The following is a 14,779-nucleotide window of genomic DNA, read 5'->3' as shown; positions in this document are numbered from 1 at the left end:
AGCTGTGTCACAACACGAACCGTTCCCCGCCGGGCACATGGGGTCACCGGCGCGGGGATGTGCGCGGGGGTCGCTCCCGTACGCCCTGAGCTGCCTTCACTCCCGTGCCCCCGATTGGCTCCCCACTCCGGGGGAAGATGCGGGATCATGTCTGGCATGACCGAGGTGTCCTCGCTCACAGGGCGGCTGCTCGTGGCCACCCCCGCCCTGGCGGACCCGAACTTCGACCGTGCGGTGGTGCTCCTTCTCGACCACGACGAGGAGGGCTCCCTCGGCGTCGTCCTCAACCGGCCCACCCCGGTGGTCGTCGGCGACATCCTGGAGGGCTGGGCCGACCTCGCCGGCGAGCCCGGCGTCGTCTTCCAGGGCGGCCCCGTCTCGCTGGACTCGGCGCTCGGCGTGGCGGTGATCCCCGGCGGCGCGAACGGGGACGGCGCGCCACTGGGCTGGCGGCGGGTGCACGGCGCGATCGGACTGGTCGACCTGGAGGCCCCGCCGGAACTGCTCGCCTCCGCCGTCGGCTCCCTGAGGATCTTCGCCGGGTACGCCGGCTGGGGCCCCGGTCAGCTGGAGGACGAGCTGGTGGAGGGCGCCTGGTACGTCGTCGAGTCCGAGCCGGGTGACGTGTCCTGTCCGGCCCCGGAGAGACTCTGGCGCGAGGTGCTGCGCCGCCAGCGCAACGAGCTGGCGATGGTGGCCACGTACCCGGACGACCCTTCGCTCAACTGATGCGTATGAGCTTTCAGTACCCTTGCTGATATGAGCACTCTTGAGCCCGAGCGCGGGACTGGTACGGGGACCCTCGTAGAGCCGACGCCACAGGTGTCCCACGGCGACGGCGACCACGAGCGCTTCGCCCACTACGTCCAGAAGGACAAGATCATGGCGAGCGCCCTCGACGGCACTCCCGTCGTGGCGCTGTGCGGCAAGGTCTGGGTGCCGGGCCGCGACCCGAAGAAGTACCCCGTCTGCCCCATGTGCAAGGAGATCTACGAGTCCATGGGCAGCGGCGGCGACGAGGGCAAGGGCAAGGGCGGCGACAAGTAGGTCGTCCCCGGTCCGCCCGCGGACGGTGAGGTCCCCGGGGCGCGTGTGAGCGCGTCCCGGGGATCTTCGTGTTTTCCGGCCGCCAAGTGGTCCAGACCTCTTGTGGGGCACTCGCGCAGTCCCTAGCCTTCGAGGCGATGGGGCACGTTGTGCAATGCGGCAGGGGTGTTGCGTCACACGCAACGCGGTGAGGGGCTGATGTCGTGGAACTGATTCCGGCGCCGCGCGCGATCGAGGGCCCGACCGGGTCCGCCCCGACCGGGTCCGCCGTGCCCTTCGGCCGTGGCACCACGCTGTGGGCCGGCCCGGGCACGGACCGCGCCGAACGCTGGCTGCGCGCCACCCTCGGCACGGCCCTGGGCCTGCCGCTGCGTCCCGGACCGCCGGACGCCCCCGACGGCGTGCGGCTGCTGCTGGACGGCACGCTGGAACCGGAGGCGTACCGGCTCAGTGCCGCCGCCGGCCGGGGCGTGGAGATCCGCGGCGGCGGGCCCGCCGGTGTGTTCTGGGGCGCGCAGACCCTGCGCCAGCTGCTCGGCCCCGACGCCTTCCGGCGCGCCCCCGTACGCCCGGACACCGCCCTCGGCGTCCCGGACCAGGTCATCGAGGACGCCCCCCGGTTCCGCTGGCGCGGGCTGCTCCTCGACGTCGCCCGGCACTTCATGCCCAAGGAGGGCGTGCTGCGCTATCTGGACCTGATGGCCGCGCACAAACTCAACGTCCTGCACCTCCACCTGACGGACGACCAGGGCTGGCGCATCGAGATCAAGCGCTACCCGAGACTGACCGAGACCGCCTCCTGGCGCACGCGGACGAAATTCGGCCACCGGGCCTCACCGCTGTGGGACGAGAAACCCCACGGCGGTTACTACACCCAGGACGACATCCGCGAGATCGTCGCCTACGCCGCCGAGCGGCATATCAGCGTCGTCCCCGAGATCGACGTACCGGGCCACTCGCAGGCCGCCATCGCCGCGTACCCCGAACTCGGCAACACCGACGTCATCGACACCACCGCCCTCTCCGTCTGGGACACCTGGGGCATCTCGTCCAACGTACTGGCCCCCACTGACACCACCCTGCGGTTCTACGAAGGGGTGTTCGAGGAGGTCATGGAGCTGTTCCCCGCGGACGCCGCCGAGTTCTCGGAGTTCGTCCACGTCGGCGGCGACGAGTGCCGCAAGGAGCAGTGGACCGAGTCCGTGACCGCCAAGACCCGCATCAGCGACCTCGGCCTCACCGACGAGGACGAGTTGCAGTCCTGGTTCATCGGGCACTTCGACGCCTGGCTCGCCGCGCGCGGGCGCCGCCTCATCGGCTGGGACGAGATCCTGGAGGGCGGTCTGGCGCCCGGCGCCGCCGTCTCCTCCTGGCGCGGCTACGGAGGCGGCGTCGCCGCCGCGCGGGCCGGCCACGACGTGGTCATGTGCCCCGAGCAGTACGTGTACCTGGACCACCGTCAGGCCCCGGGCGAGGACGAGCCCGTACCGATCGGCTTCGTGCGCACCCTGGAGGACGTCTACCGGTTCGAACCCGTGCCGGACGGGCTCACCGAGGAGGAGGCCCGGCACGTGCTGGGCACCCAGGCCAACGTGTGGACCGAGGTGCTGGAGGACAGCGCGCGCGTGGACTACCAGGCTTTCCCCCGCCTCGCGGCCTTCGCCGAGGTCGCCTGGAGCCCGCTGCCCGCCCCGGCGGACCGCGACTACGCGGACTTCGAACGCCGGATGACCGCCCACTACCGGCGACTTGACGCCCTCGGCGTCGCCTACCGGCCGCCGGCCGGGCCGCGCCCGTGGCAGCGCCGCCCCGGCGTGCTCGGCCGCCCGATCGAGGGGCCGCCCCCGAACAGGTGAACAGCGCGGGGCCGGCTCCGAACAGGTAACGGAAAAACCCCGGCAGTATCACCGAAGAGTGGCAATCCGCGCGCACCGGTGATGCCGTGCGAAAACGGATCATCTCCCTGGTGAGGTGGGCGAATGCCTCCTAGCGGACCCCCGCGTTCGGGCGTTGCGAAGATGTGCCAGAGTTGCGTCGTCCGCCCTGTCAGCACGTACCGTACGGCAACACAGGCGGGACCAGGTGGGGCAGCGGGAAGGGGCAGCCGGTTTGACCACGCACGCACCGCAGGCGGCGCAGGCCGTCACGTTGCCCACGACGCTGGACGAGGCCGTGGCGGCCCTCACCGCCATGCCCGCCGCCGTCCCCGTGGCGGGCGGCACCGACCTGATGGCCGCCGTCAACTCCGGTCAGCTCAGGCCCGCCGCGCTGGTGGGCCTCGGCCGGATCAGCGAGATCCGCGGCTGGCAGTACCAGGACGGCCACGCGCTCCTCGGCGCCGGCCTCACGCACGCGCGCATGGGCCGCCCCGACTTCGCGGCCCTGATCCCGGCGCTCGCCGCCGCCGCGCGCGCCGCGGGCCCGCCGCACATCCGCAACGCGGGCACCCTGGGCGGCAACATCGCCTCCGCCGCCCCCACCGGGGACGCGCTGCCGGTGCTGGCCGCCCTGGAAGCGACACTGATCATCGCGGGCCCGGGCGGAGCCCGCCGGGAGATCCCGGTGTCGCACCTGCTGGCCGGCGTGGAGATGCTGCGCGGCGGCGAACTCATCGGCTACGTGCGCGTACCGCTGCTGCACGCCCCGCAGGTCTTCCTGAAGGCGACCGGACGCACCGGCCCGGGCCGCGCTCTGGCCTCCGTGGCCCTGGTCCTCGACCCGGCCCGGCGCGGCGTGCGCTGCGCGGTCGGGGCCATAGCGCCGATGCCGCTCAGGCCCCTGGACGCCGAGCAGTGGGTCGCGCGCCTGATCGACTGGGACAACGACCGCGCGCTCGTCCCGGAGGCCCTGCACGCCTTCGGCGAGTACGTCGCCGCGGCCTGCATCCCCGACCCGGCCCCCGAGCCCGACGGCTCGGTGACCCCGCTTCCGCCCGCCGTACTGCACCTGCGGCGCACCGTCGCCGCGCTGGCCCGACGAGCACTGGGGAGGGCGCTGTCGTGACCGACGACCAGCACGGAGAGGGCACGCCCCAGGGCGGCGGACGCTGGGACCCGCTGCCCCAGGGCGACTACGACGACGGCGCCACCGCCTTCGTCAAACTCCCCGAGGGCGGCATCGACGCCCTGCTGTCCGGCGACAGCCCCCTGGCCGCGCCCGGACACGGCTATGTGCCGCCGCGGATCACGGCCACGCCCACCGACGCCACCACGGGCACCTGGCCCGCGCCCGACGGCGGCGGCCAGTGGCCCGACCCGAACGCCACGCCGGCCCAGCCGCACGCCGTGGACGACCGGTTCACCTACCAGCCCGCCGCCACCCAGCACTGGACCTTCGAGGAGCCCGCGGCACCGGCCGCCCCGGGGCACGACGTCACCGGGCAGTGGTCCATCCCCGTCGCCGGGGGCGACCTTCCGGACGAGTCGGGCGAGTTCACCACGTCCTCGCTGGTCGAGCAGTGGGGCGGCGCACCGCCCGCCACGCTGCCCGGCGGCGCGCCGGCCCCCTGGGCGACGGACGGCACGGGTCACGCGTGGGACCGCCCGGCCGCCCAGCCGACCCCGCCCGACCCCAGCGGCGACACCGGCCACACCGCCCTGCCGGACCACGCCGGCACGCATCCCTCCGGGGGCGAGCCGGTGGACGCGCCGGTGGGTGGTGCTCCGGTGGGCGCGCCGGACGGGTACGGGTCGGAGGAGGCGTACGGCGCCGAGGAGGCGTACGGGGCCGAGGAGGCGTACGGGGCCGAGGAGGCGTACGGCTCGGAGGACGGGTACCGCGCCGAGGGCTCGTACGTTCCGGAGGACGGGTACGGCTCGGAGGGCGGGTACGGGCACGGTCCGGCCGGTCACGCGGAGAGCGGTCACGCCGGGGCCGGTCGTCACGAGGTCGGGCACCAGGACTCCGGTCAGGCGGGCGCCGGTCATGACGAGGGCGGCCACGCCGGAGTCGGTCATCAGGGCGCCGGTCACGTCGGCGCCCCCGACACGCCCGGCGGTACGGCCGGTTCCGGCGCGTCCGCCGAACCGGCCCCGTCGGCGCACCAGTCGGCCGGGCCCGGTACGGCGCCGGAAGGCGACGCCCACCGCCTCGCCGAAGCCCCTGAGCGCCCCGCTGACGCCCCCGCGGGCCACGAGCGACCGGCAGACCCGGCGGCCGCGTCCCGGCCCGCCACGACGCCGGCCACGGGCGACGCGTCGACACGGGGAGCCTCCGCTCACCCGGCGGACTCCGCCGACTCGGCGTCCCCCGCCCACCCCACGGCCGCCAACGACGCGCCCGGCGCGCCCGGCACCCCGACCGCAGCCGCCGGCGCGGAGGACCCGGCCGCCTCCCCGGCCCCGGAGCCCGCCGCCGACCCGGCCGCACCCGCGCCGTCGGACGGGACGGCCGTACCGGAGCCTGCCGCCGAGGCGTCCGCGCCGGACGCGCCCTCAGAAGGCACCGGCGCCCCAGAGGACGCCGACGGGGCCGCCGTACCGCTCCCGCCGCACGAGGACCACCCGCTCGCCTCCTACGTCCTGCGCGTCAACGGCACCGACCGCCCGGTCACCGACGCCTGGATCGGTGAGTCCCTGCTGTACGTGCTGCGCGAGCGGCTCGGCCTCGCGGGCGCCAAGGACGGCTGCTCGCAGGGCGAGTGCGGTGCCTGCAACGTGCAGGTCGACGGCCGTCTGGTGGCCTCCTGCCTGGTCCCGGCGGCCACCGCCGCCGGCAGCGAGGTGCGGACGGTGGAGGGTCTGGCCGAGGACGGTCAGCCCTCCGACGTACAGCGCGCGCTCGCCCGCTGCGGTGCCGTGCAGTGCGGTTTCTGCGTGCCCGGCATGGCGATGACCGTGCACGACCTGCTGGAGGGCAACCCGGCGCCGACCGAACTGGAGACCCGGCAGGCCCTGTGCGGCAACCTGTGCCGGTGCTCGGGCTACCGGGGCGTCCTGGACGCCGTCAAGGAGGTCGTCGCCGAGCGCGAGGCGTCCCACGCCGGCCCCGGGACGGACGGGGACGAGGCCCGTATCCCGCGCCAGGCGGGCCCCGGCTCCGGCGGCGTCCACGCGTCGGCGTTCGAGGCGCCGGGCGCGTTCGACACCCCGCAGCGGCAGGACGCGTACGACACGCCCGACGCGTACGACACGCCGGACGCGTACGGCGGCCCGGACCCGTACGACACACCGGACCCGTACGGCACGCCGCCGGGACCGCACGACCAGCACTACGGCCAGGACGGAGGCCAGGCGTGAGCAACGAAGCCGGCACCGCGACCACCGCCGCGGACCCCGCCCCCGAGGCCGAGGCGTTGCCGCACGGCCTCGGCGCCTCCCTGCCGCACGCCGACGCCCGCGCCAAGACCGAGGGCACCTTCCCGTACGCGGCCGACCTGTGGGCCGAAGGCCTGCTGTGGGCGGCCGTCCTGCGCTCCCCGCACGCGCACGCGCGCATCGTCTCCATCGACACCACCCACGCGCGCGAGATGCCGGGCGTCCGCGCGGTCATCACCCACGAGGACGTGCCCGGCACCCCCCGCCACGGCCGGGGCACACCCGACCGGCCGGTGTTCGCCTCCGAGGTCGTACGCCACCACGGCGAGCCCATCGCGGCCGTGGCCGCCGACCACCCGGACACCGCGCGGATGGCCGCCGCCGCCGTCATCGTCGAGTACGAGGTGCTCGACCCGGTCACCGACCCGGAACAGGCCTTCGAGGCCGAGCCGTTGCACCCGGACGGCAACCTGATCCGGCACATCCCGCTGCGCCACGGCGACCCGGAGGCGGTCGGCGAGGTGGTGGTCGAGGGCCTGTACCGCATCGGCCGCCAGGACCCGGCCCCGATCGGCGCCGAGGCCGGTCTCGCCGTACCGCGCCCGGACGGCGGGGTGGAGCTGTACCTGGCCTCCACCGACCCGCACACCGACCGCAACACGGCAGCGGCCTGCTACGGCCTGTCCCCCGACCGGGTGAAGATCGTCGTCACCGGGGTGCCGGGCGCCACGGCCGACCGTGAGGACCAGGGCTTCCAGCTCCCGCTCGGCCTGCTCGCCCTGAAGACCGGCTGCCCGGTGAAGCTGACGGCGGCCCGCGAGGAGTCCTTCCTCGGCCACGCCCACCGGCATCCGACGTTGTTGCGCTACCGCCACCACGCCGACGCCGAGGGCAGGCTGGTGAAGGTGGAGGCGCAGATCCTGCTGGACGCGGGCGCGTACGCCGACACCTCCGCCGACGCCCTGGCCGCCGCCGTCTCCTTCGCGTGCGGTCCGTACGTCGTCCCGAACGCGTTCATCGAGGGCTGGGCCGTGCGCACCAACAACCCGCCCTCCGGTCATGTGCGCGGCGAGGGCGCCATGCAGGTGTGCGCCGCCTACGAGGCGCAGATGGACAAGCTGGCGAAGAAGCTGGGCCTGGACCCGGCCGAACTGCGCCTGCGCAACGTCCTGGCGACGGGAGACGTCCTCCCGATCGGCCAGACGGTGACGTGCCCGGCACCGGTGGCGGAACTCCTCCAGGCGGTACGTGACTTCCCGCTCCCGGCGCTGCCCAAGGACGCGCCCGAGGAGGAGTGGCTGCTGCCCGGCGGCCCCGAGGGCGCGGGCGAGCCGGGCGCGGTGCGCCGGGGCGTCGGCTACGGCCTGGGCATGGTGCACATGCTCGGCGCGGAGGGCGCCGACGAGGTGTCGACCGCGACGGTCAAGGTCCACGACGGCATCGCGACCGTGCTGTGCGCGGCCGTGGAGACCGGCCAGGGCTTCACCACCCTGGCCCGGCAGATCGTCCAGGAGACCCTCGGCGTCGAGGAGGTCCACGTGGCCCCCGTCGACACCGACCAGCCGCCGGCCGGCGCGGGCTGCCGGGGCCGGCACACCTGGGTGTCGGGCGGCGCGGTGGAGCGGGCGGCCAAGATGGTCCGCGCGCAGCTGCTCCAGCCCCTGGCGCACAAGTTCGGCATGTCCACAGAGCTGCTCCAGATCACGGACGGCAAGATCACGTCCTACGACGGCGTGTTGTCGACCACCGTCGCGGAGGCGATGGAGGGCAAGGAGCTGTGGGCCACGGCCCAGTGCCGCCCGCATCCGACCGAGCCGCTGAACGCCTCCGGCCAGGGTGACGCCTTCGTGGGCCTCGCCTTCTGCGCGATCCGCGCGGTCGTCGACGTCGACGTCGAACTGGGCTCGGTCCGGGTGGTGGAACTGGCGGTCGCCCAGGACGTGGGCCGGGTGCTGAACCCCTCGCAGCTGGCCGCGCGCATCGAGGCGGGCGTCACCCAGGGCGTGGGCATCGCCCTCACCGAGAACCTGCGCACGCCCCGCGGCCTCATCCGCCACCCCGACCTCACCGGCTACGCCCTGCCGACCGCTCTGGACGCCCCCGACATCCGGATCGTGAAACTGGTGGAGGAACGGGACGTGGTGGCCCCCTTCGGCGCCAAGTCCGTGAGCGCGGTCCCGGTGGTGACGGCCCCGGCGGCCATCGCCTCCGCCGTCCGCGCGGCCACCGGCCGCCCGGTCAACCGCCTCCCGATCCGCCCGCAGGCGGCCGTGGTGACGGACCGATGAGCACGCCGCCGCCCGGCGAGCCGCGCTACGAACCCCCGCCCGGCGTGGGCAAGTTGTTCCTGTGGATCGTGCTCTTCGCCGTGGCGGCGCTGGCCGTGGTGCTGGGCGGGGTCTACTTCACCTGAGGGTGGGGCACGTGCCCGGGGCGGGCGGGGAGTACGTGTCCGGGGCGAGCGGGTGCGGGCGTACGTCGGCGGGGTCCGCACCGTGCCCCCTGGCCGGGGAGCCGCGCCTGCGCACCCCGCGCACCGGCTTCGGTCGGACGCCGGACGAGACGGTGCGGGCGATTCCCGCGGACGCGCAACGGGCCCGGGTCGCCTGACGTCTTTCCTCGTGAGGGCCGTTGTCAGTGGGGCGGCGTAGTGTGTCGAGCAGTGGGGGCACCTGCCCGGAGGCCGCGTACGACGGTGTACGCGGGCCTGTCACGCACAGGGAGATCGCGGGGGAGCGATGAGCACGACGGACGCCGAAGTTCCGGCGATCACGCTGACCGAGGCGGAGCTGGACCGCTACGTCACGCACGCGCCGACGCGCGGCCTGCTCGCGGGCGCCGGCCTGCCCGCGGAGACCGACCTGCTGACCTTCTCCCCGCTGCGCACGCACGGCCTGCGCACGCTCGCCGACGCCGCCGACAGCCCCTTCCACCTGGCGGAGGAGCTGCGCGGCCGCCTGGTCATAGGCGAACTGCTCACCCCGGCGGGCCTGGAGCGCCAGTCGATCCTGCTCGACGGCGTCACGGGCGAGCTGACGACGGCCTACCTCTTCGACCCGTCCGACCCGAGCCCCTTCGCGCCCTCCCTGGACACGCTGCTGCGCTTCGCCGCGGTCACCGAGGAACTGGCGGGTCTGCGCGGCCGGTTCGCCTCCCTGGCGGGCCAGTACGGCCCGAGGACGGTGACCGAGGCCTCCCGTCGCCTCCTCACCCTCTTCGAGGAGGGCACGGGCGGCGAGGTCCCGCCGTACTGGAAGGCGGCGGCCCTGATCCGCCCGCTCTCCCTCATCGCCGGCCCCGGCACGGCATCGGGCCTCACCCTGGACGTCCCCGCGCGCGTCCTGGACCAGCAGTTCGGGCACGGCAGGGTGGCCCGCTTCGAGGAGGTCGACTTCCCGAAGACGCTCACCCACGAGCCGACCCGCCGCTTCCTGCGCGAGACGGGCCTGCCGGAGGAGGCGGTCTTCTTCCACGCCGACACGGACGTCCCGCTCCCCACGCTCCGCGAGTACTTCACCCAGGAACGCCCCGACTATCCCCTCGCCGAACTCCCGGCCCACTGCGACCACTTGATCCGCCTCGGCCACCTCCTGGAGGAGAACAGCCTGGTGATCGACGGCAGAACGGGCGCGGTCCTCACGTTCAACGAGCCGGAGGCGACGCTCTACCCCCTCAACACCGACGTCTCCACCCTGGCCTTCACCCTGTGGCTCATCCACCACGAGCGAACGATCGACACCCACCTCGCCCACGAACTGTCCACCCGCGCCTACGACCACCTGGTCGCCCTGATGATCCACACCCTCCACGCGATCGACCCGACGGGCACCTCACCGGAAACGACCTGGCACTACTGGACGGACCTCTTCCAGGACGAGGCGGGCGGCGTGTTCTGACCCCTGCGGTCGAGCGAAAGGTCTTCCAGCGTCGGCGGGGAGAGGCCACCGCTTCTAGACCTCCCCGCCCGTCAGGGTGCCGATCATGTCGACCCCGCCCATCTCGTGGAGGACGGTCGGCAGTCCCAGGGTCCCGCATTGGTTGCCGGGGCTGCTGACGGGCAAAACGGCACGGAGGCCGGTGACGGTTCCGCTGTGCTGCTGAGTGGCGCCGTCGACGCGAGGGCCGCCGTGGTTGACGCAGGCGTTGTCGAAGGCCGCGTTGCCGAAGCCGATGACCGAGGTGGCGCTTGCGGGTGTCGCGGTGCTGAGGGCGCTGACGGCCGCGGCGACCAACGTCAGCCCGCCCATGGCGTGGATACGGTTCATGCACTGACCAACGCGCACCGTCCAGTCCGGACACGCGGCCGAGCGTGACGTGGAGAGCTGCTTGGAGGCCGTGGCGGGAATTGAACCCGCGTAACTCCCCGCGGGCGGAGCCCGCTGATGGATGCGGTGCAGGCGAGTCCCTGAAGCACTCGGGCACACGCGGTTGCCGCTTGGAGGCCGTGGCGGGAATCGAACCCGCGTAACTCGCTTTGCAGGCGAGTCCCTGAACCACTCGGGCACACGGCCGTGTTCGTGTTGACGAACGTACGGGGCCGGGGGTGACGGGCTCAAGGGGATGGGACGGGGTGCAATGGGACTGCCATACGCCGTTCATGAAAGGGGTGGGAGTACGACCAAGGGCCTAGGGACGGTCGGACCTCTGACAGGGGCGTAAGCGGGGTGTGGGGCTTACTCTGAGCTGCATGAGTGCCCTTGAGTCCCGCGAGCCAGAAGTTCTCGATCCAGCCGGTCGGCAGGGTGACGGGGTGCTGGGCAGGGCGTATCGGGCGCTCAGTGTCGGGATCGTGTCCGTCGTGGTGCTGATCGCGTTCGAGGCGACCGCCGTCGGCACCGCCATGCCCGTTGCCGCGCGCGAGCTGGACGGGGTGGCGCTGTACGCGTTCGCCTTCTCCGGGTACTTCACCACCAGCCTCTTCGGGATGGTGCTCGCCGGGCAGTGGTCCGACCGGCGCGGACCGCTCGGGGCGCTCACGACCGGCATCGGTGCCTTCGCGGTGGGACTCGTCGTCGCCGGGACCGCGCAGGCCATGTGGATGTTCATCCTCGGGCGGGCCGTGCAGGGGCTCGGGGGCGGGCTGGTCATCGTGGCGTTGTACGTCGTCGTGGGCCGCGCCTATCCGGAGCGGTTGCGGCCCGCGATCATGGCCTCCTTCGCCGCCGGCTGGGTCGTCCCCTCCATCGTCGGCCCCCTCGCCTCCGGCGCCGTCACCGAGCACCTCGGCTGGCGCTGGGTCTTCCTCGGCATCCCGGCCCTCGTCGTGTTCCCGCTCGCCCTCGCCCTGCCCCAGATACGGCGGCGGGCGGCGGGCCCGGTGGACGCGGAGGCCGGCGCCGGCTCCTTCGACCGGCGGCGGATCCGGCTCGCGCTAGGGATCTCCCTCGGCGCCGGGCTCCTCCAGTACGCCGCCCAGGATCTGCGGCCCCTCGCCCTGCTCCCGGGGCTGGCCGGGGCAGCCCTCCTGGGGCCCGCCGTTCTCGGGCTGCTGCCCCGCGGCACCTACCGGGCCGCCCGTGGCCTGCCCTCCGTGGTGCTGCTGCGCGGACTGTCCGCGGGGTCCTTCGTCGCCGCCGAGTCCTTCGTGCCGCTGATGCTGGTCACCCAGCGCGGGCTGTCGCCGACGCTCGCCGGTTTCTCGCTGGCGGCCGGCGGCGGGACGTGGGCGCTGGGCTCGTTCGTGCAGTCCCGGCCGCGCCTGGCGCCCTACCGGGAGCGGCTGATGACCGTGGGGATGGTGCTGGTCGCCGCCGCGATCGTCACCGCGCCGAGCGTGCTCCTGCACTCCGTGCCCGTGTGGACCGTCGCCGTGGCCTGGGGCGTCGGCTGCTTCGGGATGGGCCTGGTGATCTCCTCCACCAGCGTGCTGCTGCTCCAGCTGTCCGCGCCCGAGGAGGCCGGCGCGAACTCCGCCGCGCTCCAGATCTCCGACGCCCTCTCCAACGTCATCCTCCTGGCGGCCACCGGCGCGGCCTTCGCGGCCCTCGGCGGTGGGAGCACGGCGGCCACCACGGGGACCGACGGCGGGCATCCCGCCGCCTTCGCCGCCGTCTTCCTGCCGATGGGGGTGGTGGCGGTGGTGGGCGCCTGGGTGGCCACGCGGCTGCGGGAGCGGAAGGCGCCGGTGCGGTGAGTGCCGTGGGGCAGCTGCGGCTGTTGTGACGTGGCTCCCACCCACGGGCGACCCGGGGTTGTTCGCGCGTTGAGCGGAGGGCGGCGCCGGTAGGGTGGCCCGGTTGTCATACGTAGCCGCCCTACCCCGCTCGGAGACCGTGACTACCACCGCCGCCTCGTCCGCTTCTTCCCACCACCTCTCGCCCGCCTTCCCGGGCCGGGCCCCCTGGGGTACCGCCAGCAAGCTGCGCGCCTGGCAGCAGGGGGCGATGGAGAAGTACATCCAGGAGCAGCCGCGTGACTTCCTCGCCGTCGCCACACCCGGCGCCGGCAAGACGACCTTCGCGCTGACGCTGGCCTCCTGGCTGCTGCACCACCACGTCGTACAGCAGGTGACCGTGGTCGCGCCCACCGAGCATCTGAAGAAGCAGTGGGCGGAGGCCGCGGGCCGGATAGGGATCAGGCTCGACCCCGAGTACAGCGCGGGCCCGCTCGGCCGGGAGTACGACGGCGTGGCCGTGACGTACGCCGGTGTCGGGGTGCGTCCGATGCTGCACCGCAACCGGGTCGAGCAGCGCAAGACGCTGGTGATCCTGGACGAGATCCACCACGCCGGTGACTCCAAGTCCTGGGGCGAGGCCTGTCTGGAGGCCTTCGAGCCGGCGACGCGGCGCCTCGCGCTGACCGGTACGCCGTTCCGGTCCGACACCAACCCCATCCCCTTCGTGACGTACGAGGAGGGGGCGGACGGGATCCGGCGGTCCGCCGCCGACTACACGTACGGCTACGGGTCGGCGCTGTCGGACGGGGTCGTCCGGCCGGTGATCTTCCTCTCCTACAGCGGCAACATGCGCTGGCGGACCAAGGCCGGGGACGAGGTCGCCGCGCGGCTCGGCGAGCCGATGACCAAGGACGCGATCAGTCAGGCCTGGCGTACGGCCCTCGACCCGCGCGGCGACTGGATGCCGAGCGTGCTGCGCGCCGCCGACCAGCGGCTGACCGAGGTCCGCAAGGCCATCCCGGACGCGGGTGCGCTCGTCATCGCCTCCGACCAGGACTCCGCGCGCGCCTACGCCAAGCTCATCCGGGAGATCACCGGGACGAAGGCGACGCTCGTGCTGTCGGACGACGCCGGGGCCTCGAAGAAGATCGACGAGTTCAGCGCGAGCGACGACCGGTGGATGGTCGCCGTGCGGATGGTGTCCGAAGGCGTCGACGTGCCGCGGCTCGCGGTGGGTGTGTACGCCACGACCATCTCGACGCCGTTGTTCTTCGCGCAGGCCGTCGGGCGATTCGTACGGTCCCGGCGGCGCGGCGAGACCGCGTCCGTGTTCCTGCCGACCGTGCCCGACCTGCTGACCTTCGCCAACGAGATGGAGAAGGAGCGGGACCACGCCCTCGACAAGCCGAAGAAGGAGGGCGAGGAGGACCCGTACGCCGAATCCGAGAAGGAGATGGAAGAGGCGAACAAGCAGCAGGACGAGGACACCGGCGAGCAGGAGATGCTGCCCTTCGAGGCGCTGGAGTCCGACGCCGTGTTCGACCGGGTGCTGTACGACGGCGCCGAGTTCGGCATGCAGGCGCACCCCGGTAGTGAGGAGGAGCAGGACTATCTGGGGATTCCGGGGTTGCTGGAGCCCGAGCAGGTGCAGTTGCTGTTGCAGAAGCGGCAGGCTCGGCAGATCGCGCACAGCCGGAAGAAGCCGGACACCGAGGCCGACCTGCTGGAGCTGCCGGCCGAGCGGCGGCCGGTGGTCACGCACAAGGAGCTGATGGAGCTGCGGAAGCAGCTGAACACGTTGGTCGGCGCGTATGTGCATCAGAGTGGTAAGCCGCATGGGGTGATCCACACCGAGCTGCGGAGGGTGTGTGGGGGGCCGCCGAGTGCCGAGGCTACGGCGGGGCAGTTGCGGCAGCGGATCGAGAAGGTGCGGGAGTGGGCTACGCGCATGCGGTGACGCTGCGCTGGGCTTGGGGGTTTTTGCCCACCCACCCACCCGACTCGGCCAGCTGAAAACGCGCCGCCCAGGGGCTTCGCCCCGGACCCCGGGTGAGTGGGGTGACTCGGGCGGGTGAGTGGGCGTCGCCCGGGGGCTTTGCCTCGGGCTCGGGGGTGGGTGGGGTGACTCGGTCGGTTGAGAGGGCACCGCCCGGGGGCTTCGCCCCGGACCCCGGGTGGGTGGGGCGACTCGGTCGGCTGAGGGGGCACCGCCCAGAGGCTTCGCCTCGGGCTCCGGGTGCCTCGGGCGGGTGAGTGGGCGCCGTTCGGGGGCTTTGCCTCGGGCTCGGGGGTGGGTGGGGTGACTCGGTCGGTTGAGAGGGCACCGCCCGGGGGCTTCGCCCCGGACCCCGGGTGGGTGGGG

General features: G+C 73.6%; 11 protein-coding genes and 1 tRNA gene. 10 read left to right on the top strand and 2 right to left on the bottom strand.

What is annotated here, in order from left to right; all coding sequences use genetic code 11:
* Positions 1–156: 156 nt before the first annotated feature.
* From ACZ4WH_RS31775 to ACZ4WH_RS31740, 8 genes are all read left to right on the top strand, one after another.
* Positions 157–729: a YqgE/AlgH family protein gene (locus tag ACZ4WH_RS31775; protein ID WP_468187337.1), complete on the top strand. Its 573-nt coding sequence runs from the start codon at positions 157–159 to the stop codon at positions 727–729.
* 30 nt (positions 730–759) lie between these two features.
* Positions 760–1,047, top strand: a complete 288-nt coding sequence (locus ACZ4WH_RS31770; RefSeq protein WP_189294548.1) for a DUF3039 domain-containing protein — start codon at positions 760–762, stop codon at positions 1,045–1,047.
* A gap of 203 nt (positions 1,048–1,250) precedes the next feature.
* Complete coding sequence (locus tag ACZ4WH_RS31765; RefSeq protein ID WP_468187335.1) at positions 1,251–2,903, top strand: beta-N-acetylhexosaminidase; 1,653 nt, start codon at positions 1,251–1,253, stop codon at positions 2,901–2,903.
* A gap of 253 nt (positions 2,904–3,156) precedes the next feature.
* Entirely contained in the window at positions 3,157–4,050 is an 894-nt protein-coding gene (locus ACZ4WH_RS31760) for an FAD binding domain-containing protein (protein WP_468187333.1), read from the top strand.
* A complete protein-coding gene (locus ACZ4WH_RS31755; RefSeq protein ID WP_468187331.1) occupies positions 4,047–6,284 on the top strand; it encodes a 2Fe-2S iron-sulfur cluster-binding protein in 2,238 nt (745 codons plus the stop codon). Before ACZ4WH_RS31760 ends, ACZ4WH_RS31755 begins: the two co-directional genes overlap by 4 nt.
* Positions 6,281–8,590 (top strand): xanthine dehydrogenase family protein molybdopterin-binding subunit, encoded by a 2,310-nt coding sequence (locus tag ACZ4WH_RS31750; RefSeq protein WP_468187329.1) that lies wholly within the window; start codon positions 6,281–6,283, stop codon positions 8,588–8,590. The genes ACZ4WH_RS31755 and ACZ4WH_RS31750 overlap by 4 nt, the downstream gene beginning before the upstream one ends.
* Positions 8,587–8,715: a hypothetical protein gene (locus ACZ4WH_RS31745; protein ID WP_468187327.1), complete on the top strand. Its 129-nt coding sequence runs from the start codon at positions 8,587–8,589 to the stop codon at positions 8,713–8,715. Before ACZ4WH_RS31750 ends, ACZ4WH_RS31745 begins: the two co-directional genes overlap by 4 nt.
* A 325-nt stretch (positions 8,716–9,040) precedes the next feature.
* On the top strand, positions 9,041–10,198 hold the full coding sequence (locus ACZ4WH_RS31740; protein ID WP_468187325.1) for an SUKH-4 family immunity protein: 1,158 nt from the start codon (positions 9,041–9,043) through the stop codon (positions 10,196–10,198).
* Positions 10,199–10,252: 54 nt separating this feature from the next.
* On the opposite strand, the gene ACZ4WH_RS31735 is transcribed toward ACZ4WH_RS31740, so the two are convergent.
* Complete coding sequence (locus tag ACZ4WH_RS31735; protein ID WP_468187323.1) at positions 10,253–10,567, bottom strand: hypothetical protein; 315 nt, start codon at positions 10,565–10,567, stop codon at positions 10,253–10,255.
* A gap of 171 nt (positions 10,568–10,738) precedes the next feature.
* Positions 10,739–10,813 (bottom strand) — tRNA-Cys (locus tag ACZ4WH_RS31730).
* A 176-nt stretch (positions 10,814–10,989) separates the two neighbouring features.
* On the opposite strand from ACZ4WH_RS31730, the gene ACZ4WH_RS31725 reads away from it, so the two are divergent.
* Together ACZ4WH_RS31725 and ACZ4WH_RS31720 are read left to right on the top strand one after the other, a co-directional pair.
* Positions 10,990–12,435 (top strand): MFS transporter, encoded by a 1,446-nt coding sequence (locus ACZ4WH_RS31725; RefSeq protein WP_468187321.1) that lies wholly within the window; start codon positions 10,990–10,992, stop codon positions 12,433–12,435.
* Positions 12,436–12,574: 139 nt separating this feature from the next.
* Entirely contained in the window at positions 12,575–14,374 is a 1,800-nt protein-coding gene (locus ACZ4WH_RS31720) for a DEAD/DEAH box helicase (RefSeq protein WP_468187319.1), read from the top strand.
* The last annotated feature ends 405 nt before the right edge of the window (positions 14,375–14,779 follow it).

It is taken from the genome of Streptomyces sp. NPDC029138, assembly GCF_055564375.1.
Note: the sequence above shows the minus strand (reverse complement) of the source record. Positions and strands in the feature narration are given on the sequence as shown.